The organism is Allobosea sp. P2_B12, from assembly GCF_056404835.1.
This window is the reverse complement of the sequence record NZ_JBFUDG010000009.1, coordinates 129,859-149,374: the sequence shown is the minus strand read 5'-3', so window position 1 is coordinate 149,374 and position 19,516 is coordinate 129,859. Positions and strand designations below refer to the sequence as shown.

The window sequence follows — 19,516 nt, the reverse complement described above, 5'->3', positions numbered from 1 at the left end:
GTCAGGCGGCCTTTGCCATCGTGATCCTGTCGAACGCCGCGAACAGCCGCTGGCGCGTCGCCTCGTCGAGCGCCTCCAGCGGCGCGCGCATCGCGCCATAGCCGGCATCGCCATGCAAATGCCCGACCAGTGCTTTCACTGCGGGCAGCACCGGATGCGAGCAGATCTCGTCGACCAGCGCATTCACCATCGGGCTGTCGGTGCCCTGATAGACCATCGGCCGCAGCAGATGCGGCACGAGGTTGGCGACGCCGCAGATCGAGCCCTGGGCGCCATTGCGCACGGCCTTGGCGAGCTGGCGCTCGTCGCCGACGAGGATGGCGAGCTCACCATGCGCCTTCAGCAGCGCCTCGGTATTGGCGTAGCTGCCCGACGAATCCTTCACCCCGGCGACGATGCCGGGGAATGCCGTCTTCAGACGCTGGACGAGGTCGACGCTGATGTCGACGGCCGTCACCGACGGGATGTGGTAGAGGATGACGTTGCGCACGGACGAGCCGAGCTTCTCGAAATACTGCGAGAACCAGCGGTAAAGGCCCTCGTCGCTGACGCCCTTGAAATAGAACGGCGGCGCCACGAGCAATCCCTTGGCCCCGGCATCGAGCGCCAGCCGGCTTTGATCGACGGCCTCGTGCAGCGAGGACGCCGCGATGCCGGCGTAGATCTGCTTCGCCGGGTCGATGCCGGCGCCGATCAGCGCGCCCATCATCGCGCCCCGCGCGGCTAAGCCGAGCGCCGCGCCCTCGCCGGTGGTGCCAAACAGCGTGACGCTGTCGCAGCCTTCCGCCAGCACATGCCGCGCATGCTTGACCAGCCGCGGCAGGTCGATGCCACCGCCCTCCCGCATCGGGGTGGTGATGGCGCAGGAGAGGCCGAAGCGGTTGGGGTCGATGCTCATGGAGGTCGTCTTTCAGGATAGCGGGATGACTGACATGTTAGTCGGATGATACAAGCGAGACAAGCGCGCGGAGACCGTATTTTCAGCCATCCTTGAGCCCTCCCGCCGAGAGCCCGGCGACGATCTGGCGCTGCGCCAGCACGGTGACCAGCAGCACCGGCAGCGTCACCAGCAGCGCGGCGGCGGCCAGCGGGCCCCAGGAAATCTGCTCGAAGGTCAGCGAATTATAGACGGCCGAAGGCAGCGTTCGGCTGTTCTTGCCGCCGAGCACCACCGAGAAGATGAAGTTGTTCCAGGAGAAGATGAAGGCGAGGATGCCGCCGACGGTGACGCCTGGCATCGCCAGCGGCAGCGCGACATGGCGGAAGGCCTGCCAGGTCGACGCGCCGTCGATCCGCGCGGCGTCCTCCAGTTCCATCGGAACGTTCTCGAAATAGCCGATCATGATCCAGACGATGATCGGGATGGTGATGACGAGATGGGTGATCACCAGCGCGGTGATCGTCCCCACCAGCCCCGTCATCTGGAAGAGCAGGAAGAGCGGGATCAGATAGGACAAAGCCGGCGTCATCCGCGCGACCAGGATCAGGATCGCGAACTTCGTCGCCTTGCCGCGCGCGATGCCGTAGCCGGCCGGCACCCCGACCGCGAGGCCGATCAGCACGGCGCCGCCGGTGACCAGGATCGAATTCCACAGATAGAGCGCGAAATTGTTCTGCGCGAAGACGTCGACATAGTTCTTCAGCGTCGGCGGATCGGGAATGAAGACTGGCGGGAAGGCGGTGTTGTCGAGCTCGTTCTTGAACGACAGCGAGACCATCCAGAGGAAGACCAGCACCGCCGGCGAGACCAGCACGAAGACGGAAAAATAGAACCCGAGCTTGGTGGCGAGGCGCTTCATGAAGCATGGCTCCCCACACCCTCAGCCCTCATCCTGAGGAGCCGCGCAGCGCCGTCTCGAAGGATGCTCCAGCGCGTGCAGGAGCCTCCTGAAACATCCTTCGAGACGCGCTCCTGCGGAGCGCTCCTCAGGATGAGGGCTGAGGGAGACATCCGCCCCATCACGCGTTCCACTTGGACTTCTGCCGCGCATAGAGCAGCAGCAGCGAGAGCATGATCACGATGACGAAGAAGATCACCACCACGGCCGAGGCGTAGCCGATCTTGTAGAACTGGAAGGCCTGCAGATAGAGGAAGATGTTGAGCGTTTCCGAGGCCGTGCCGGGCCCGCCCTGGGTGATCACGAAGATCGTGTCGAAGGCCTTCAGCGCGTCGATGGTGCGGATCACGATAGCCACCATGATGAACGGCCAGACCAGCGGCAGCGTGATGTGGCGGAACATGTGCCAGGCATTGGCGCCGTCGATCAGCGCGGATTCATAGGGCTCGCGCGGCAGCCCGGCGAGGCCGCCGAGCACGATCAGCATGACCAGCGGCGTCCAGTGCCAGACCTCGACCAGGATCAGCGTCGGGATCACCGTGTCGGGCGAGTACACCCAGTTCTGCGGGCCGATGCCGACGAGCGAGAGCAGGTAGTTCAGCACGCCGAGCTGCGGGTGAAACATCATCGTCCAGACCAGAGCCACCGCCACCGGGGTCGCCATCATCGGCATCACGAAGACGGTGCGCAGCACCCCCCGGAACGGGAATTCGCGGTGAAAGACCAGCGCGGCGGCCGTGCCGAACAAGATCGGCAGCACCACGGCCAGCACCGTGAAATAGAGCGTATGCCCCATCGATTCGAGGAAACGCGTGTCGCGGAACAGCTCGGCGAAGTTCTGCAAGCCGACGAATTCCGGCCCGCCGCCGATCTTCCAGTCATGCGCGGACATGTAGAGCGTGAACAGCCACGGGAACACGATCACCGCCGTGACGACCAGCACGGCGGGCGCCGCAAACAGCCAATAGCGCGGCGTAAAATCGGCCGAGTGCTGGAAGGGCGTGGGCTTGCCCGGCTCGGCCAGTGTCGCTGAAGGCAATGTCGTGGCTGTCATGACTTATGCTCGAACAAACCCGTCATGCTCGCCCTTGTGGCGAGCATCCACGTCTTGAACACGGCCCTCGGCAAGCGAAGACGTGGATGGTCGGCACAAGGCCGACCATGACGGCGAAGTGCGGAACCTCAGCCCTGCTCGCTCTTGACCAGCACCGGGGCGAAGGTTTCCGTCGCCTTCTTCAGCTCGGCCGCGACATCGGCTCCCCCCAGCGCATTGGTCAGCGCCACGCCGAAGACGTCGCGGAACTCAGTCACCGGCACGATCTGCGGCAGCGCCGCGCGCGCAACCTTGGCCGAGCCGAGCAGGCACTCGAAATACTGCTTGCCGAATTTCGACTGCGAGATCGTGTCGGTGTCGAGATAGGCCGAGGCCCGGCCCGGCGCGCCGGCGCCAGCCTTCAGCATGGCGATCTGCTGGGCCTTGTTGGTCATGAACTGGAGATAGAGCCAGGCGGCCTGCTTCTTCCGCGAGCCGCGCGAAATGCCCATGCCGTCGGCGAACATGCCGGCGTGATGCGCCTTGGGACCCGGCGGCGTGATGCCGTAGCCGACCTTGCCGACAATGCGCGACTTGCTGGGGTCTTCGAGCGGGGTCGCAAAGCCGATGCCGTCGAGCCACATCGCGGCGCGGCCCTGCATGAAGCTGGTCTGGCACTCGTTCCAGTTGAAGCCGACCTGGCCGGCCGGGCCGGAATCCTTGTTGAGCTTCTTGTAGAGCTCGCCCGCCCAAACGGCCTCGGGCGTATCGGTCTGGAGCTTGCCGTCGGACGAGGTCGTCTCGATTCCCTGGCCGAGCAGCAGGCTCGCCCAGACCGGGACGTTGGCGTTCTTCAGGCCGCGCGAGACGAAGCCGGCGATGCCCTTGGCCGGATCGTGCAGCTTGGCTGCGACGGTGGCCATCTCGTCCATCGACTTCGGATATTCGACGCCCTTCGCGGCGAAGAGCTCCTTGTTGTAGTAGACCATCCAGTAATCGACGAAGAACGGGATCGTATCGAGCGAGCCATCGGCCTGACGCGCATAGGCGACCGGACCGGCGCCGAAATCGGCGAAGTCGAAATCGGGCGAGGTCAGCGAGGCGTCCTTGATATAGGGCGTCAGATCCTCGAACCACTTGCCCTTCGCGGCCATGCGCTTCTGCACATGCAGCGAGATGCCCGACACGTCGAAGCTCGGCTTGCCGGAGGCGAATTCGATCACCGCCTTCTGGCGCTGCTGCTGCTCGGGCACCTGCTCGGCCGAGACCTTGATGCCGGTGAGTTCGGTGAACTCCTTCTCGGCCGCCTGCATCAGGTCCGAACGCGGATTCTTGACCAGCAGCACGTCGATCGTCGTGCCGGAAAAGCGCTTCCAGTTGAAGGCGGCCTGGGCATGCGACTCGCGCAGCACCAGCGGCGAGCCGATCGCCCCGGCGGCGCCAAGCGCAGCAGCACCGCGCATCAGCGCGCGACGGGTCGGCTTGAGAATGGTCTCGCTCATCGAACTGTCCCTCCCAGGACTTGAGGCGCCCTTTTCGGGCCTGTTGATCTGACGAGCGTACCGGGCTTCACTCCCGCCGCGCCTGCCATCTTGGGGCTGACGGTAGCGCTGATCGAACACGGTTGCAAGCTAACATGTTGGTATGCACATAGTGCCGCCAACGATAATGGAAACGCCTCGCATGCCTACCGCCAACGCCCTCTCGCCGCGCTCGCTCGGCCGCAGCGGACTGCCCGTCTCGACGCTGGGCTTCGGCGCAGCCCCGCTCGGCGACCTCTATGCCCGGCTCGACGAGGCGCAGGCCGTGGCGACCGTCGAGGCGGCGATCGCGGGCGGTGTCACGCTGATCGACACCTCTCCGCTCTATGGCCACGGCCTGTCCGAGCATCGCATCGGCGCCGCCCTGCGCCGGGCCGGACGTGATGGCATCGCCCTCTCGACCAAGGTCGGCCGCGTCGCCGAGCCCTTCGCCGGGCGCGGCGACGGCTCCGGCTATCTCGGCGGCCTGCCGCATGGCCTGCGCTTCGACTACTCGTACGATGGCGCGATGCGCTCGCTCGAGCAATCTGCCCTGCGCCTCGGCGTCGACCGCCTCGACATCGTCCTGATCCACGACGTCGATGTCTGGACCCATGGCGCGGCGCTGATCGAGCAGCGCTTCAGCGAGGCGATGAACGGCGCCTATCGCGCGCTCGAAGCCTTGCGTGCATCGGGCGCCGTCAAGGCGATCGGCGTCGGCGTCAACGAGGCCGCGATGTGCGAGCGCTTCGCCCGCGCCGGCGACTTCGACACCATGCTGCTCGCCGGGCGCTACTCCCTGCTGGAGCAGCCGGCGCTGGCCTCCTTCATGCCGCTGGCGCTGGAGAAGGGCATCGGCCTGATGCTCGGCGGCGTGTTCAATTCCGGCATCCTCGCCACCGGCCCGGTCGCGGGTGCGAAATACAACTACAACCCCGCCCCGCCCGAGATCCTGGCCCGCGTTGCCGCGATCCAGGCCGCCTGCATCAGCCATGGCGTGCCCTTGCGGCGCGCCGCGCTGCATTTCCCGCTCGGCCATCCCGCTGTCGCGAGCCTCGTCATGGGCGCGGTGTCGCCAGCGGAGGTCGAGGACCAGATCGCCGAACTGTCGCAACCCGTTCCCGCCGCGCTCTGGGCCGAGCTGAAGGCGCAAGACCTGCTCGGCGCCGATGTTCCGGTGCCCGCGGATCTTCCGGCGACATCATGAGCGCGCCCCGCATCGACGCCCACCAGCACTTCTGGAGCCTCGCGCGCGGTGATTATGGCTGGCTGACGCCTGAGCTCGGACCGATCTTCCGCGACTTCGGCCCCGACGACCTCGCACCGCTGCTCGCCCGCCACAGCATCGAGCACAGCATCCTGGTCCAGGCCGCGCCAACGGAAGCCGAGACGCGCTTCCTGCTCGACATCGCGGCCCGCACTACCTTCGTCGCCGGCGTCGTCGGCTGGTGCGATTTCGACGCGCCCGATGTCGCGCAGGCCATCGCCGCGCTCGCCAGCGCCCCGCTGCTCGTCGGCTTGCGGCCCATGGTCCATGACATCGCCGACGATGGCTGGCTCGCCCGGCCCGCGCTCGCCCCGGCTTTCGAAGCGATGATCGCGCATGATCTCGTCTTCGACGCGCTGCTGAAGCCGCGCCATATCCCCGCCGCCCTGGCTGTGCTCGAACGCCATCCGCAACTCGCCGTGGTGATCGACCACGCCGCCAAGCCTGATCTGACAAAGCCCGACCTCGTCAGCGGCGATCTCGCCGGCTGGCGCGAGGGCATCACCGCGCTCGCCGCCCATCCGCAAGCGTTCTGCAAGCTCTCGGGCCTCGTCACCGAAGCCGCCGCCGACTGGACGATAGAGACCCTGCGCCCGGTGACCGAGCATCTGCTCGCGAGCTTCGACCCCGAGCGCCTGATCTTCGGCAGCGACTGGCCGGTGCTGACTTTGCGCGCCGACTATGCAAGCTGGTTTGAGACCGCGACCATGCTGCTGTCCGACTGCACGCTGGCGCAGCGCGAAGCGATCTTCGGCGGCAACGCCGCCCGCCTCTATCTCTCCCGCCGGGGACGCCAGTGAACGCCCATTCCGTCACAGCCCTCATCCTGAGGAGCGGGCAAAGCCCGCGTCTCGAAGGATGCTCCAGCAGTCGCCGGAGCCTTCTGGAGCATCCTTCGAGACGGCCGCATGCGCGGCCTCCTCAGGATGAGGGCTCGGAAGTACAAAGGGAACGCCCGCCATGCTGAAGAATCTCGACCCCGTCCTCTCCGCCGACCTGCTCTGGATTCTCGCGGCCATGGGCCATGGCGACGATCTCGCACTGGTCGATGCCAACCACCCGGCCGAGACCATCGCGCGAGCGACCACCAGCGGGCGCCTTGTCCGCCTGCCCGGGCTGACGATGGAACGCGCCGCGCGGGCCATCCTCTCCGTGCTGCCGATCGACGATTTCGAGCCGCACGCGGTGCGCCGCATGCAGGTCGTCGACGAGCCCAAGACGATTCCCGCCGTGCAGGCCGCCGTCCAGCGCGAACTCGACGCGGCGCTGGGCGTGCACATCCCGATCGCCGGCGTCGAGCGCTTCGCCTTCTATGACATGGCGCGACAGGCCTTCGCCGTGGTCCAGGTCGGCGATCCCCGGCCCTATGGCTGCTTCCTGCTGCGCAAGGGCGTCATCGCCGGCGAGCCGGGGTGAGGGCAGGCACGGGAATCCGCGTCATCCTGGACAAGCGGCGAAGCCGCGCAGCTCCGGGATCCATCATAGGTCTCCGTCGGGGCCCTATGATGGATCCCGGGACGACCTGCGGTCGCCCAGGATGACGCAGCGGTTCAGGCGGGAGGAATGGAAGGGGCTCACCCCTCCGCCTTCGCCACCGCCTGCCGCAGCCGGGCCAGCGCCTCGGTCGCGCCGGCCTTCAGCGTCGTGTCAGAGGACTCGGCATCCCTCGCGATCAGCTCGCTCAGCGCGGGAATCGTGATCTCGGCCTTGGCGGCGGTCAGCTTCAGCACGGCATTGGCGATGATGTTGGGCCAGAACGCCGCCGCCCCCTTGGCCAGCCCCTTGGCCTTGCGGCCCTCGAATTCACGGGACAATTGTTCGGGGGTCTTCTTGGCCATGGTCTTGGAACCTGTTTGCGGGTGTGGGCGGTTGCCTATCACGAAATGCCGGGCCTGCCTGCCCCTGTGGGGCGCGCAGCAGAGGCGCCGTCATGCTCGGGCTTGACCCGAGTATCTCAGGACGAGAGGGCTCCGGTGCCGCAGCCTCTTTCGGCCTGAGATTCTCGGGTCTGCGCTGCGCTTCACCTTCGAAGGGCACAGCAAATCCCCGCCCGCGTTTCCGCGTCGGTTGATGAGGGGCAGCGGAGCGCCGCGAGGCGCGAGGGTATCGGACCGCAACCATTGAGCCAGGCTGCGGCGCGGATGGATTGAGCCACCATCCGCACGCCCCGTGGCGCTCCGCTCGTCGGCGTTCTTAAGTCTCCGGGCCGCGCTTATAAGGTCGGGCGGGCCTGCCGTGCCGTCCTGCAGCCTCAACGCCCCATCGGGTGCGCCACACCGCGGTGTCGGACCTGACCGCTTCCGCCGTCCCGTCCAGCGAGCTCCTCGCACAGGGGCCGTAGTACCCCCAGGGCGGTGCCCCGAAGCCTCCCGAGCCTGGCTTGTAAGACCAGCCGCAGGCGCCGACCCCATCCCCACCAACGGCATACCTCCGGATGGCTGCCCCTCGGGGATGAGGTGGTGGGATTATGGGGAAGGTTCGGGTAGCGGGGATAATTCAGCCGCCGGCCACGAGACGGCTCTTGCCGGGGCCTGAATGGAAAAAGGTTGCGCGGAGCACCGAACGATAGTCCGCGCGATTTACGAGGGGCAACAGCACGCTCAATTTCTGCCATTCAGAGGAAAATTAACGCTTCAACCTGATAGCATACAGAAAAACAACAGACGGCAAGACTTAACATCAAGCAACAGAATAATTCTATGGTTTTACAACATTAATATTCAATTCGTCAGCCATCGGCTTTATATCTGAAAGATTTGTCGTTATAATATCATGCCCATCAGGGCAAAATAAAACGAAATAAGCGTCCCCGAACGAGCGACAATCAGACGGAGACATAACACTAGATGGGTGCTTTTCTATCCTTTTTACGACTTCTCTTCTTTTAATAATTTCGCTCTTATCAGACAACTTACCAAGGGCCAACCTAATCTTTTTAAGAGAATTGCTTTTAAGAGACAATTTATCCTTTAAGCAACAATCCGTTCCCTTTGGGCAATCATAAGGCTTATAAACGATCATTCCGTCATCATAGAAAAGTTCGGCATCAGGATAACAACTAAGTGTATCAGTGATGCCGTCAAATAATCTGAATCTTGACGACCAACTTCTGGATATAACGCGGCGAAGCTCCAGCCTGCATGCATCCGCCATCATCTCATCAAAATTTGTCGATCCATAACGCGCAAATACGTCAGCAGTTGCTAAATCGGCAAAATTTGCCGAGAATGCCGTCTGAATTGCCTGGATAGCCGTCGACGTAAAATAACGCTTAGGCGTACGCGACATGCCTTGAACACGTTGAAGAGTTACATTAAAACTTTTCGTTTCGGCTAATTTATTATGTGCCCAAATAAACGTAGTTAGCGGGCCCCGCTTAAATTCTTTCCATGCAAAATGCGGAACAGTTATAAATTCGTAATTCTGTAAAACATCCCTAGCTCGGATTTCGGAACCATCCAATTTCAACAGGAAATCGGTTAAAACAGTTGTTTCAACGAACGCTTTCATAAAAATACCTATTCGATGAGAGCGCCAATCAAATCTCCATACCCCGCGAAACGCAGCTGTCCAGCCGCTCCCTCGATGTCGTCAGCAAGTAAAGATGCTTGATCAAACGTCATATAGGGCGATGAAGCGATAGCATTCAACGACTTAACTATAATTTTAATTATTTTTGGAGAGCGCGTTGTAACGCCGATGGCCGCCGCTGCTTGGATTATCTTTAGAGATACCAAGCCGACTGACTCGCTAATATCCCTAAAGAGGAAAAGCCTCTGGCACTCTCTGCTTGCTAGCATTAGCTCATTATCAGCGGCGAATAAATCATCGCCATCGATTAATTCGATACATGCCTCCAACCGCTTTCGTATATTATCAGAAAGTGAGACAAAATCATTGAGTCTTCCACCTCCTGAATCAATTAATACACTACGAAGATCAAGAACACCTTCATTCGCTGGCCCGTCAGCCCGATCAACATTAAGTCGACCGCCAACGCGTATGCCAGCGGATTCGGCAGCAGGCGCAGCGTCAGAAGCTTGAAAACGAAAGCTGATAACGTTCGAAGCGGAGCTCCCGGTTCCGGACATTAGAAACGCCCCTCCGAAAGACGCTCACTATCAGAATGCATGGATTTTACCCATGCCTGCAGAACGGAGGACGGCAGGAAACTGTCTTTCGACAGTGGTTTTTTTGTAAACATATCAATGTCAATATTTAGATCATGCCTCTCATGTTTCTCTGAGACATCAACGATAGACAAAGCATCTGGCGCTAAATCGAGATTTAGCGTCCGCGTTTGCGTATACAATTGATACGTATAACCAATGTTACCATTATCTACTTCAACTTTATAGTGAGGAGAAACCTTAATCGGATCGATTCCAAAGAAAGTATATTCCGGAATCTTTACAAGATTGTACAATTTGCATCGATTAATCGCCTCTTCGATAGTTTTGCACTCAAATGCAAATATAATTCGCAATCCAATTCTATTAATAAACTTGAAATTCAAATTTGATGAAACTATTGAGTAAAATTTTTCTACTTGAGTTAAGAGATCTTTCTGATTTCCAGAAGGTGTATAATCGGTCAACGACGCTCGATCTAGAAGTACATTCAAAGTATAACGATTGTCAGCAGAAAAACTGATCGCATTAGGGCTTGCGCTTTGATTCTTTAAATTTACAAATCCACGATCGAGTTCTAAGCTAATCGCGCCCGCTCTATCCCAGATAGCGTAAGACGGATCATAGCGTATCTCAAAGATGAGCTGTCGCCGTTTGAACTGAGAAAAAGCGGGCTTTTGCACAAAAATTCTCGCAATGATCCACCGGGCGTTTATGCACGACACTCGGTTTCATCTCAACTGCAGATTGGGGCCCTACCACGCTAAAGGTGGTAGGGCTGTCCCCCAACCCTTGACTCCCTCACCCCCGCCGTCCTAACCCCCGCCTCGGGACACGCCACCCCACCGTGGCGCGCCCATCTGTAAGGATGGAGACATCGATGACGAACACGGCTCCGGCCGCGCTGCCGCGCGTGCCGCATTTCTCGTCCGGCCCTTGCGCCAAGCGCCCCGGCTGGTCCCTCAAAGCCCTCGGTGACGCAGCGCTCGGCCGCTCGCACCGCGCCAAGATCGGCAAGGACAAGCTCAAACTCGCGATCGACCTGACCCGCGAGGTGCTGCAGGTGCCCGCCGATTACCGCATCGGCATCGTGCCGGCGTCCGACACCGGCGCCGTCGAGATGGCGATGTGGTCGCTGCTCGGGGCGCGCGGCGTCGACATGGTCCACTGGGAGAGCTTTGGCGCCGGCTGGGTCACCGACGTCGTCAAGCAGCTCAAGCTGACGGACGTCCGCACCTTCGAGGCTGAATATGGCGAACTGCCCAACCTCAAGAAGCTCGACACGAAGAACCGCGACGTCGTCTTCACCTGGAACGGCACGACCTCCGGCGTGCGCGTGCCGGATGCGGGCTGGATCGCTGATGACCGCGAAGGCCTGACGATCTGCGACGCGACCTCGGCCGCCTTCGCGCAGAAGCTCGACTGGGCCAAGCTCGATGTCACCACCTTCTCCTGGCAGAAGGTGCTGGGCGGGGAAGCCGCGCATGGCATGATCGTGCTCTCGCCCCGCGCGGTCGAGCGGCTGACGACCTACAAGCCGGCCTGGCCGCTGCCGAAGATCTTCCGCATGACCTCGGGCGGCAAGCTGATCGAGGGCATCTTCTCGGGCGAGACGATCAACACGCCCTCCATGCTCGCGGTCGAGGATTATCTCGATGCGCTGGCCTGGGCGAAGAAGGTCGGCGGGCTCGACGGGCTGGTGAAGCGCGCCGACGGAAACCTGCGCGTCATCGCGAAATTCGTGCGCGAGAACGACTGGATCGATTTCCTCGCGGTGAAGCCGAAGACGCGCTCGAACACGAGCGTGTGCCTGACCTTCACCGACCCGGCCGTGACGGCGCTTTCGCCCGATGCGCAGGCGGCCTTCGCCAAGCAGGTCGTCTCGATCATCGAGAAGGCCGGCGCCGGCTTCGACCTCGGCCATTACCGCGACGCCCCTCCCGGCCTGCGCATCTGGTGCGGCGCCACCGTCCAGAGCCGCGACCTCAAGGCGCTGCTGCCGTGGATCGAATACGCCTTCGCCGAGGCCAAGGTGGGGTTGAGCAAGAAGGCGGCGTAAGGCGCCTGCTTCCCACAAACGCGACGTCGTCCCGGACAAGCGGCTGAAAGCCGCGCCGATCCGGGACCCATTCCTGAACCGTTCCGGAATGGGTCCCGGGTCTCCCTTCGGTCGCCCGGGACGACCCGCGCGTTTCCCCGTTTCCTGAATTCACGCACGCGCAGAGCGCACTCGCGCCGCGCCAGTCGGAGCCACCCTCATGACAGCCCCCAAAGTCCTGATCTCGGACGCCCTCTCCCCCGCCGCCGTGCAGATCTTCAGGGATCGCGGCATCGAGGTGACCTTCGATCCCAACCTCGGCAAGGACAAGGACAAGCTCGCCGCGATCATCGCCGACTATGACGGCCTCGCCATCCGCTCGGCGACCAAGGCCACCGCCAAGCTGCTCGAGGCCGCGACGAAGCTGAAGGTCATCGGCCGTGCCGGCATCGGCGTCGACAATGTCGAGATCCCCGCCGCCACGGCGCGCGGCATCATCGTGATGAACACGCCCTTCGGCAATTCGATCACCACCGCCGAGCATGCGATCGCGATGATGTTCGCGCTCGCCCGCCAGATTCCCTCCGCCGACGTTTCGACGCAGGCGGGAAAGTGGGAGAAGAACCGCTTCATGGGCGTCGAGATCACCGCCAAGACGCTGGGGCTGATCGGCTGCGGCAATATCGGCGCCATCGTCGCCGAGCGCGGCATCGGCCTGAAGATGCGCGTCATCGCCTATGACCCCTATCTCTCGCCGGAGCGGGCGGTTCAGCTCGGCGTCGAGAAGGTCGAGCTGGAGGATCTGCTCAAGCGCGCCGATTTCATCACGCTGCATGTCCCGATGACGGCGATGACCAAGAACATCCTCTCCGCCGAGGCGCTGGCCAAGACCAAGAAGGGCGTCCGGATCATCAACTGCGCCCGTGGCGGGCTGGTCGACGAGGCGGCTCTGGCCGAGTTGATCAAGTCCGGCCATGTCGCCGGCGCGGCGTTCGACGTCTTCTCGGTCGAGCCGGCGGAAAGCAACCCGCTCTTCGGCCTCGACAATGTCGTCTGCACGCCGCATCTCGGCGCGAGTACCAATGAGGCGCAGGAGAACGTCGCTTTGCAGGTCGCCGAGCAAATGAGCGACTATCTGCTCAAGGGCGCGATCACCAATGCGGTGAACTTCCCCTCGATCTCGGCCGAGGAAGCCCCGCGCATCAAGCCCTTCGTGGCGCTGGCCGAAAAGCTCGGCTCGTTCCTCGGCCAGCTCACCGAGGCGCCGGTCAAGGGCATCCGGATCGAGTATGAGGGCGCGGTGGCGAGCCTCAACCTCAAGGCGATTTCGGCAGCCGCGATCACCGGTGTGCTCAGGCCCTTCCTGCCCGAGATCAACATGGTCAATGCCGCCATGATCGCCAAGGAGAAGGGCATCGTCGTCGAGGAGATGACGCGCGAGGTCGCCGGCAATCTGGAGAGCGTCATCCGCATCGTCGTCGAGGCCGAGGACATGCCGCGCCACGCCTCCGGCACGGTCTTCCAGGACGGCAAGCCGCGCATCGTCGAGATCCGCGACATCCAGGTCGATGCCGAATTCGCGCCGCACATGCTCTATGTCCGCAACGCCGACAAGCCGGGCTTCATCGGCCAGTTCGGCTCGCTGCTGGGTGCGGCCGGCGTCAATGTCGCGACCTTCTCGCTCGGCCGCGACAAGCCCGGCGGCGACGCGATCTGCTATGTCGCCGTCGACGAGGCGATCTCCGACGAGCTGCTCGACAAGATCCACCAGATCCCGATGGTCAAGCGGGCGCGGCGGCTGCGGTTCTGAAGCCCATGCGCATTCCCGGTCTTGGTACCATCGGCGCGCCCGGCAAGGACGCGCCGATGGCGCCGGTGAAATTCGAGGTCCGTCGTGACGAGGAGGCTGGCGTCTGGTACGCGGTGGCCACCGACGACAGCGGCATCGTCACCGAAGCCGAGACGATCGAGGCCCTGCACGAGCGGCTGAAACAGCTCGTGCCCGATTTCCTCGAGCTCAACTGCGATTGCCCGATCGAACTCGAAATCTGCGACAACGAACTGGCCTTCGGCTCCTGCGAGCTGCCGCCGCGCTGACGCCCCATTCGCCCTCTCCTGTGCGCGCCGCTCACAGGAGAGGCCCATGCTTCGCGCTACTGCCCTCACCCTCGCCTGCCTTGCCGTCTCGCCCGCCCTCGCCGATTGGGACAAGGCCAAGCTCGACAAGGAGATTGCCGGCATCGAGCGACAGTCGAAGGGCCGGCTCGGCGTCGCGCTGCTCGATCTCAGGGATCGCAAGACCTGGTCGCATCGCGGGGCTGAGAGCTTCCCGATGCAGAGCGTATTCAAGTGGCCGCTGGCGATTGCAGCGCTGCAGGCGGTCGAGGCCGGCAAGCTCAAGCTCGATCAACCGATCACGATCAAGCGCAGCGAGTTCTCGCTCTATCACAGCCCGCTCGCCAAGGCGTTCAAAGGCGAGAGCAATACCTATCCGCTGCGCGAACTGATCGCGCTCGCGGCCGGCGAAAGCGACAACACCGCCGCCGACATCCTGATGCGCGAGATCGGTGGTCCGAAGGTCGTCACCGCCATGCTGAAGGGCGGCGGCATCTCCGGCATCTCGGTCGACCGCTATGAGCGGCAGTTCCAGCCTGAGGTCTTCGGCCTGCCCGGCTTCACATGGACCGAAATCATCGACGAGCCGACCTATCGCGCCAAGCTCTCCGCACTCGATCCGAAAAAGCGGCAGGCCGCTTTGCAGGCGGCCCTGAAGGACAAGCGCGACAGCGCCACGCCCGAAGCCAGCGTGCTCTTCGTCGAGACGCAGGCCAAGGGCAACTGGCTGCGCGATCCCGCCCACAGCGCCCTGATCGACAAGATCGTAACCGAGACGAAATCCGGCCCCGACCGCATCCGCGCCGGCCTCCCCGAAGGCGCCCGCTTCGCCCACAAGACCGGGCTGGGGCTGACGATGGACGGCATCAACCACGCCACCAACGACATCGGCCTCGTCACGCTGCCCAACGGCCGCGTCTTCGCGATCGCGGTCTATTTGGCGGGATCGAGCGCCGATGCGAAGCAGCGCGAGGCGACCCATGCGGCCGTGGCGAAGGCTGCGGTGGGCGCATTGCGCTGACGACACGCCGTCATTCTCGGGCGAAGCGAAGCTTCGACCCGAGAATCTCATGACCAGATGGCGATCGTTTCCGAGATGCTCGGGTCAAGCCCGAGCATGACGCGGTCAACCGTCAGCCCCGCCGTCCCAGCCGCTCGGCGATGAAGATGCCGCTGAGCACCAGGAGCAGTGCCAGCGCGTGATAGGGCGCCAGCGTCTCGCCGATGATCGCGACTGCCAGCACCGGCGCGAAGACCGGCACGAGATTGACGAAGACGCCGGCGCGTCCGGGGCCGATCAACTCGACCGCCCGCAGAAAGGTGAGCTGCGCCAGGATCGACGGGCCCAGAACGACGAAGGCCAGGATGACCCAGCCCTGTGTCGTCGGCCAGAAGAAATGCCCGGTCGCGATCTCGAGCCCGAGCAATGGCAGCGAGAACAGGCAGGCGAAGCTCGCCACCGCCACGAAGAAGACGAGGCTCGGGATCGCCGGGCGCTGGCGGATCGCGACCGTGTAGCCGGCATAGAGCATGCAGGCGAGGATCATGTAGAGATCGCCCATCGCGAAGCGGAAATGCGCCAGCACATCGATGTCGCCGCGGCTGGCCGTGACCGCGACGCCGAGCAGCGTGACGCCGACGCCCAGCGCCTGGAGCGGCGCAATCAGCGTGCGATAGGCGATGAAGGCGCCGATCAGCACGAAAATCGGGATTGCGCCCTGCAGGATGCCGATATTGATCGCTGTCGTGGAATAGCCGGCGATATACATCAGCGCATTGAACGCGGTGAAGCCGAGCGCGCCCATCGCCGCGATGAAGCGCCAGCGCTGGCGCAGAACCGGCCAGTGCTCGGCGATCTGCCGCCGCAGCAGGAACGGCACCACCGCGCAGACGAAGACCCAGCGCAGCGAGGTCAGCGCCATCGGCGGGATGTTGCCGACCGCCAGCCGGCTCGCGATCGAGTTGCCGGCCCACATCAGCATGGTCACGACCAGGAGCGGATAAGGATTGCCCCAGAGGCGCTGCGGCCAAGTTCTGGCTGGAGGCAAAGTTCTGGCTGGGGGCAAGGGAAAGGGCCTGCTCATTTGACGGGCACCTGCAATAGCCTTGCGCGTGCTTCCCGTCATGTGGGATGAGGCGCACGGATGCCCGGCGCCCGGCGCATCCCTCCGCAGCAGTCCTTCCGCCGGCCATCTCCCATGATCAAAGTTTCAGCCCGCCCGCTCCGCCTGCTCTTCGTGGACGGCAATACTCGCGAGCAGCGCGAGGCGCATGCCGCCGGCTATGGCACGCAGCCGGCGCAGGCCTATGCCGCCGAGATTGCCGCGATCGTGCCCGGCGCCATCAGCGATATCTGCCTGCCGGCCGATGAGGGCGCGAACCTGCCCGACGGTGCCGGCCTGCAGGCCTATGACGGCATCTTCCTGACCGGCTCGGCGCTGCACATCTACGAGCTCCAGCCCGCCGTCACCCGTCAGATCGCGCTGATGCGCGCGATCTATGCCAGCGGCACGCCCTGCTTCGGCTCGTGCTGGGGCATCCAGATGGGCACGGTCGCGGCCGGCGGCAACGTCATCCGCAATCCCAGGGGCCGCGAGGTCGGCTTCGCCCGCAAGATCATGCCGAACGAAGCCGGCCGGGCCCACCCGCTGCTTGCGGGACGCCCGGCCGCTTTCGACGCCCCGGCGATCCATCTCGACACCGTCGCCCTGCCGCCGCACGACACCACGATCCTGGCGTCGAACGCCTACAGCCAGGTCCAGGCCGCCGAGATCCGCCATGGCGGCGGCGTCTTCTGGGGCGTGCAGTACCACCCCGAATTCCCGCTGCGCCAGGTCGCCTCGATCATGGGCCGCATGGTGCCGCTGCTGATCGAGGAGGGTTTTCGTGCCGATGAGGCCGCCGCCCAGGGCTGGCTCGCCGATCTGCGCGCGCTCGACGCCGACCCCGCGCGGCGCGATCTCGCCTGGGCCCACGCCCTCGATGCCGAGGTGCTAGACGACCAGCGCCGCGTCACCGAGCTGCGCAACTTCCTGACCCACCGCGTCCAGCCGCAGGCGAGCGCGCGCGGACGCGCCTGACATTCGTCACCGGTTGATCGGCGAGCACGGCCCGCACGAAGGCAGCGCGACGATGACGCGCGCGCCCTTACCCAGAGGCGGCGACCTGGGCCACCCGTCGCGCGGCAGATAACGCCTCGGTCGTATGCAAGCCGATAGAATTGCTCACTCCAACGGCAATCACCGAGCTGATTAATTCAATATTAAACAGAACCTGTAGGAATTCTAAACTGACGCAGATGGCGCGACGGCTCTCGCTCTTCGCCTCCGCTGCGGCACCAACGATGCCTGCCTGCTCCCGATCAAAGACGCTCAGTTGCGCCGTAGCCAAGGGCAAGAAGCCTTGAAATCCATCCGCATCAAAATCGTCGCGATCATGGCGATCATTTCGCTGGGCGCACTGCTGTCATCGGCGCTGGGCCTGTGGGCGCTGTCGCGCTCCCACGATCTCAACCAGCGCTCTGCCATGCAGGCCGATCTCGCTTTGATCACCGACCGGATCAATGGCCACGTGCTGGGTGTCGTGATGGATGCCCGCGGCGTCTACATGTCGAAGGCGGCCGCGGATGCCGAGCCCTTCGCCAAGGGCATGGAGGCCCGCTTTCCGCAGTTGCGCGCGCTGGCAGCCGATCTCACCCGGACCGCTCCCGAGGCCGGACGCACCCAGACCCGCGCGATCGAGAAGGCCATCGCGGATTTCATCACCTTCCGCTCGGAAACCATTCGGCTCGCCCGCGAGGTCTCGACGGCCGCCGCCAATGTCCAGGGCAACAACGACGCCAACCGCACCAACCGCAAGGCCCTGAACGATCTGCTGGTGGCTTTCGCCAAGAGCAACGAGGCGACGGGCGAAGCGCTCGGCAAGGACGCAGCCGACTTCACCCAGAAGGCCCAGATCGGGCTGCCGATCGTGCTGGCGGTCACGCTGCTCGGCTCGCTCCTGGTGGCGGTCTTCTTCGCCCAGCGCTCGCTGGTCAGCCCGATGCTGGACATCAACGCCGCGATGGGGGCCCTCACGCAAGGCGATTTCAAGGTCGCGGTTCCCCATCTCGACCGCAAGGACGAGATCGGCGCGATGGCGCAGGCCGTCCTGGTGCTGCGGGAAAGCTGCGAGCAGATTTCGCTGATGCAGGAGCATGAGCGCGCCTCCTCAGCGGCGCGGCTTGCCCGGGCGCAGTCGATGGAAGCCGTGGTGTCGGATGTCGGCGAGGTCGTGGCGGCTGCGGCGGCCGGCGATTTCTCGGCGCGACTCCAGATCGACCAGGCCGACGAGCAGATGCAGAAGCTCGTCGCCGGCATCAACGAGATCAACACCGTGGTCGATGGCGCCACCCGCGAATTCTCGACGGCGCTGCAGGCCATCGCCGCCGGTGATCTGACGAACCGCGTCGACACAGCCTATCGCGGCCGCTTCGCCGATCTGAAGAACGCCATCAACGAGACGGTCGAGCGCCTGTCTTCGACGATGCGGACGATTCAAGCGACCTCGGCCGATGTCGGCCTGGCCGCCCGCGAGATCAACACGGGCGCCGACGACCTGTCGAAGCGGACGGAAGATCAGGCGTCGAGCCTGGAGGAAACCGCCGCCACCACCGAACAACTCGCAGCGTCCGTGAAGGCCTCGGCCCAGGCCTCGCGGCAGGCGGCAGCCCTTGCCGGCGAGGCGATGCAGGCGGCCCAGTCGGGCGGCGCCATCGCTGGCGATGCCGTCGCGGCAATGTCGCGCATCGAGACCGCCTCGCAGAAGATCTCCGACATCATCCGCGTCATCGACGACATCGCCTTCCAGACCAATCTGCTCGCCTTGAACGCGGCGGTGGAAGCGGCCCGCGCAGGCGATGCCGGCAAGGGCTTCGCGGTCGTGGCTTCCGAGGTCCGCACCCTGGCGCAGCGTTCGAGCGAGGCGGCCAAGGACATCTCCGGCCTGATCTCGTCCTCGAACACGGAGGTCGGACAGGGCGTGAAGCTGGTCCGTCAGGCCGGCGAGCAGCTCGAACACATCCTCGCGGCATCGCGCAAGGTCGCCGCCACGATCGCCGAGATTTCCTCGGCCTCGGCGGAACAGGCCAGCGGCGTCGAGGAGATGAGCCAGGCTGTCGCCCATCTCGACGAGATGACCCAGCAGAACGCGGCGCTGTCCGAACAAAGCGCTGCCTCCGCAGGTGCGCTCTCCTCGCGCATCGGCGAACTCAACGCGCTGGTCGCGGTCTTCCGCACAAATGACGGCGGCACGGCGCCGGCACGGACGCCTGTACCTCCGGTTCTGGTCAAGCCTGCAGCGGAGCCCGTGCACTTCGAACCGGCGCGCCTGCGCCAGCTCGCCGAAGCCGCCTTCGTCCAGACCCGCGCACCGGCAAAGAAGGTCGCCAACAGCCGCGGCAGCGACACGGGCTGGGAAGAGTTTTAAACCGGCTGCGCCGCGACCGACATCATCAAGGAAGCCCGGCCCGTTGCGGCCGGGCTTTCGCATCTCTGGACAGGCGCATGGCGTGCTCGCCAGCGCCCTACCGGCGGGC

General features: G+C 64.0%; 18 protein-coding genes. 9 read left to right on the top strand and 9 right to left on the bottom strand.

Going from position 1 to position 19,516, the window contains the following annotated elements; all coding sequences use genetic code 11:
* Position 1: 1 nt before the first annotated feature.
* The 4 genes from AC1DYU_RS20260 to AC1DYU_RS20245 all read right to left on the bottom strand — a co-directional run bounded on the left by AC1DYU_RS20260 (position 2) and on the right by AC1DYU_RS20245 (position 4,373).
* The gene (locus AC1DYU_RS20260; RefSeq protein ID WP_158482813.1) at positions 2 to 898 is read right to left on the bottom strand and encodes a dihydrodipicolinate synthase family protein; all 897 of its coding nucleotides are present in this window, start codon (positions 896 to 898) and stop codon (positions 2 to 4) included.
* Positions 899 to 980: 82 nt separating this feature from the next.
* Complete coding sequence (locus AC1DYU_RS20255) at positions 981 to 1,799, bottom strand: carbohydrate ABC transporter permease (protein ID WP_158482812.1); 819 nt, start codon at positions 1,797 to 1,799, stop codon at positions 981 to 983.
* Between the two features lie 160 nt (positions 1,800 to 1,959).
* A complete protein-coding gene (locus AC1DYU_RS20250) occupies positions 1,960 to 2,892 on the bottom strand; it encodes a carbohydrate ABC transporter permease (RefSeq protein ID WP_158482811.1) in 933 nt (310 codons plus the stop codon).
* Positions 2,893 to 3,020: 128 nt separating this feature from the next.
* Positions 3,021 to 4,373 carry an ABC transporter substrate-binding protein gene (locus AC1DYU_RS20245; RefSeq protein ID WP_476793184.1) on the bottom strand — a complete coding sequence of 451 codons (1,353 nt, stop codon included), beginning with the start codon at positions 4,371 to 4,373 and terminating at the stop codon, positions 3,021 to 3,023.
* Between the two features lie 181 nt (positions 4,374 to 4,554).
* On the opposite strand from AC1DYU_RS20245, the gene AC1DYU_RS20240 reads away from it, so the two are divergent.
* From AC1DYU_RS20240 to AC1DYU_RS20230, 3 genes are all read left to right on the top strand, one after another.
* The gene (locus tag AC1DYU_RS20240) at positions 4,555 to 5,598 is read left to right on the top strand and encodes an aldo/keto reductase (RefSeq protein ID WP_476793183.1); all 1,044 of its coding nucleotides are present in this window, start codon (positions 4,555 to 4,557) and stop codon (positions 5,596 to 5,598) included.
* Positions 5,595 to 6,458: an amidohydrolase family protein gene (locus AC1DYU_RS20235; RefSeq protein WP_476793182.1), complete on the top strand. Its 864-nt coding sequence runs from the start codon at positions 5,595 to 5,597 to the stop codon at positions 6,456 to 6,458. The genes AC1DYU_RS20240 and AC1DYU_RS20235 overlap by 4 nt, the downstream gene beginning before the upstream one ends.
* Positions 6,459 to 6,618: 160 nt before the next feature.
* Positions 6,619 to 7,074, top strand: coding sequence for an RbsD/FucU family protein (locus AC1DYU_RS20230; protein WP_476793181.1), 456 nt, complete (start codon positions 6,619 to 6,621; stop codon positions 7,072 to 7,074).
* A gap of 158 nt (positions 7,075 to 7,232) precedes the next feature.
* Here the strand turns inward: AC1DYU_RS20230 and AC1DYU_RS20225 are convergent, their stop codons facing one another.
* The 4 genes from AC1DYU_RS20225 to AC1DYU_RS20210 all read right to left on the bottom strand — a co-directional run bounded on the left by AC1DYU_RS20225 (position 7,233) and on the right by AC1DYU_RS20210 (position 10,471).
* The gene (locus tag AC1DYU_RS20225) at positions 7,233 to 7,496 is read right to left on the bottom strand and encodes a hypothetical protein (protein WP_476793180.1); all 264 of its coding nucleotides are present in this window, start codon (positions 7,494 to 7,496) and stop codon (positions 7,233 to 7,235) included.
* An 859-nt stretch (positions 7,497 to 8,355) separates the two neighbouring features.
* Complete coding sequence (locus tag AC1DYU_RS20220) at positions 8,356 to 9,168, bottom strand: hypothetical protein (RefSeq protein ID WP_476793179.1); 813 nt, start codon at positions 9,166 to 9,168, stop codon at positions 8,356 to 8,358.
* A gap of 8 nt (positions 9,169 to 9,176) precedes the next feature.
* The gene (locus AC1DYU_RS20215) at positions 9,177 to 9,749 is read right to left on the bottom strand and encodes a hypothetical protein (protein ID WP_476793178.1); all 573 of its coding nucleotides are present in this window, start codon (positions 9,747 to 9,749) and stop codon (positions 9,177 to 9,179) included.
* Complete coding sequence (locus tag AC1DYU_RS20210; RefSeq protein ID WP_476793177.1) at positions 9,749 to 10,471, bottom strand: hypothetical protein; 723 nt, start codon at positions 10,469 to 10,471, stop codon at positions 9,749 to 9,751. The genes AC1DYU_RS20215 and AC1DYU_RS20210 overlap by 1 nt, the downstream gene beginning before the upstream one ends.
* A gap of 197 nt (positions 10,472 to 10,668) precedes the next feature.
* Between AC1DYU_RS20210 and AC1DYU_RS20205 the strand changes: the two genes are divergently transcribed.
* From AC1DYU_RS20205 to bla, 4 genes are all read left to right on the top strand, one after another.
* On the top strand, positions 10,669 to 11,847 hold the full coding sequence (locus AC1DYU_RS20205) for a phosphoserine transaminase (protein ID WP_476793176.1): 1,179 nt from the start codon (positions 10,669 to 10,671) through the stop codon (positions 11,845 to 11,847).
* Between the two features lie 199 nt (positions 11,848 to 12,046).
* Entirely contained in the window at positions 12,047 to 13,636 is a 1,590-nt protein-coding gene (gene serA, locus AC1DYU_RS20200; protein ID WP_476793175.1) for a phosphoglycerate dehydrogenase, read from the top strand.
* Positions 13,637 to 13,641: 5 nt separating this feature from the next.
* Complete coding sequence (locus tag AC1DYU_RS20195) at positions 13,642 to 13,923, top strand: DUF1902 domain-containing protein (protein WP_476793174.1); 282 nt, start codon at positions 13,642 to 13,644, stop codon at positions 13,921 to 13,923.
* A 46-nt stretch (positions 13,924 to 13,969) separates the two neighbouring features.
* On the top strand, positions 13,970 to 14,962 hold the full coding sequence (gene bla / locus AC1DYU_RS20190; protein WP_476793173.1) for a class A beta-lactamase: 993 nt from the start codon (positions 13,970 to 13,972) through the stop codon (positions 14,960 to 14,962).
* A gap of 112 nt (positions 14,963 to 15,074) precedes the next feature.
* On the opposite strand, the gene AC1DYU_RS20185 is transcribed toward bla, so the two are convergent.
* The gene (locus AC1DYU_RS20185; protein WP_476793172.1) at positions 15,075 to 16,025 is read right to left on the bottom strand and encodes a DMT family transporter; all 951 of its coding nucleotides are present in this window, start codon (positions 16,023 to 16,025) and stop codon (positions 15,075 to 15,077) included.
* 114 nt (positions 16,026 to 16,139) lie between these two features.
* Here AC1DYU_RS20185 and AC1DYU_RS20180 point away from each other — a divergent pair, with 114 nt between their 5' ends.
* Together AC1DYU_RS20180 and AC1DYU_RS20175 are read left to right on the top strand one after the other, a co-directional pair.
* Positions 16,140 to 17,021: a type 1 glutamine amidotransferase gene (locus tag AC1DYU_RS20180; protein WP_476793171.1), complete on the top strand. Its 882-nt coding sequence runs from the start codon at positions 16,140 to 16,142 to the stop codon at positions 17,019 to 17,021.
* A 322-nt stretch (positions 17,022 to 17,343) separates the two neighbouring features.
* On the top strand, positions 17,344 to 19,407 hold the full coding sequence (locus AC1DYU_RS20175; protein ID WP_476793170.1) for a methyl-accepting chemotaxis protein: 2,064 nt from the start codon (positions 17,344 to 17,346) through the stop codon (positions 19,405 to 19,407).
* Positions 19,408 to 19,516 lie beyond the last annotated feature (109 nt).

What these genes read in the sequence shown, in the direction of transcription:
- AC1DYU_RS20260 (WP_158482813.1), bottom strand. Translation starts at nt 898, where the DNA reads ATGAGCATCGACCCCAACCGCTTCGGCCTCTCCTGCGCCATCACCACC.
- AC1DYU_RS20255 (WP_158482812.1), bottom strand. Translation starts at nt 1,799, where the DNA reads ATGAAGCGCCTCGCCACCAAGCTCGGGTTCTATTTTTCCGTCTTCGTG.
- AC1DYU_RS20250 (WP_158482811.1), bottom strand. Translation starts at nt 2,892, where the DNA reads ATGACAGCCACGACATTGCCTTCAGCGACACTGGCCGAGCCGGGCAAG.
- AC1DYU_RS20245 (WP_476793184.1), bottom strand. Translation starts at nt 4,373, where the DNA reads ATGAGCGAGACCATTCTCAAGCCGACCCGTCGCGCGCTGATGCGCGGT.
- AC1DYU_RS20240 (WP_476793183.1), top strand. Translation starts at nt 4,555, where the DNA reads ATGCCTACCGCCAACGCCCTCTCGCCGCGCTCGCTCGGCCGCAGCGGA.
- AC1DYU_RS20235 (WP_476793182.1), top strand. Translation starts at nt 5,595, where the DNA reads ATGAGCGCGCCCCGCATCGACGCCCACCAGCACTTCTGGAGCCTCGCG.
- AC1DYU_RS20230 (WP_476793181.1), top strand. Translation starts at nt 6,619, where the DNA reads ATGCTGAAGAATCTCGACCCCGTCCTCTCCGCCGACCTGCTCTGGATT.
- AC1DYU_RS20225 (WP_476793180.1), bottom strand. Translation starts at nt 7,496, where the DNA reads ATGGCCAAGAAGACCCCCGAACAATTGTCCCGTGAATTCGAGGGCCGC.
- AC1DYU_RS20220 (WP_476793179.1), bottom strand. Translation starts at nt 9,168, where the DNA reads ATGAAAGCGTTCGTTGAAACAACTGTTTTAACCGATTTCCTGTTGAAA.
- AC1DYU_RS20215 (WP_476793178.1), bottom strand. Translation starts at nt 9,749, where the DNA reads ATGTCCGGAACCGGGAGCTCCGCTTCGAACGTTATCAGCTTTCGTTTT.
- AC1DYU_RS20205 (WP_476793176.1), top strand. Translation starts at nt 10,669, where the DNA reads ATGACGAACACGGCTCCGGCCGCGCTGCCGCGCGTGCCGCATTTCTCG.
- serA (WP_476793175.1), top strand. Translation starts at nt 12,047, where the DNA reads ATGACAGCCCCCAAAGTCCTGATCTCGGACGCCCTCTCCCCCGCCGCC.
- AC1DYU_RS20195 (WP_476793174.1), top strand. Translation starts at nt 13,642, where the DNA reads ATGCGCATTCCCGGTCTTGGTACCATCGGCGCGCCCGGCAAGGACGCG.
- bla (WP_476793173.1), top strand. Translation starts at nt 13,970, where the DNA reads ATGCTTCGCGCTACTGCCCTCACCCTCGCCTGCCTTGCCGTCTCGCCC.
- AC1DYU_RS20185 (WP_476793172.1), bottom strand. Translation starts at nt 16,025, where the DNA reads ATGAGCAGGCCCTTTCCCTTGCCCCCAGCCAGAACTTTGCCTCCAGCC.
- AC1DYU_RS20180 (WP_476793171.1), top strand. Translation starts at nt 16,140, where the DNA reads ATGATCAAAGTTTCAGCCCGCCCGCTCCGCCTGCTCTTCGTGGACGGC.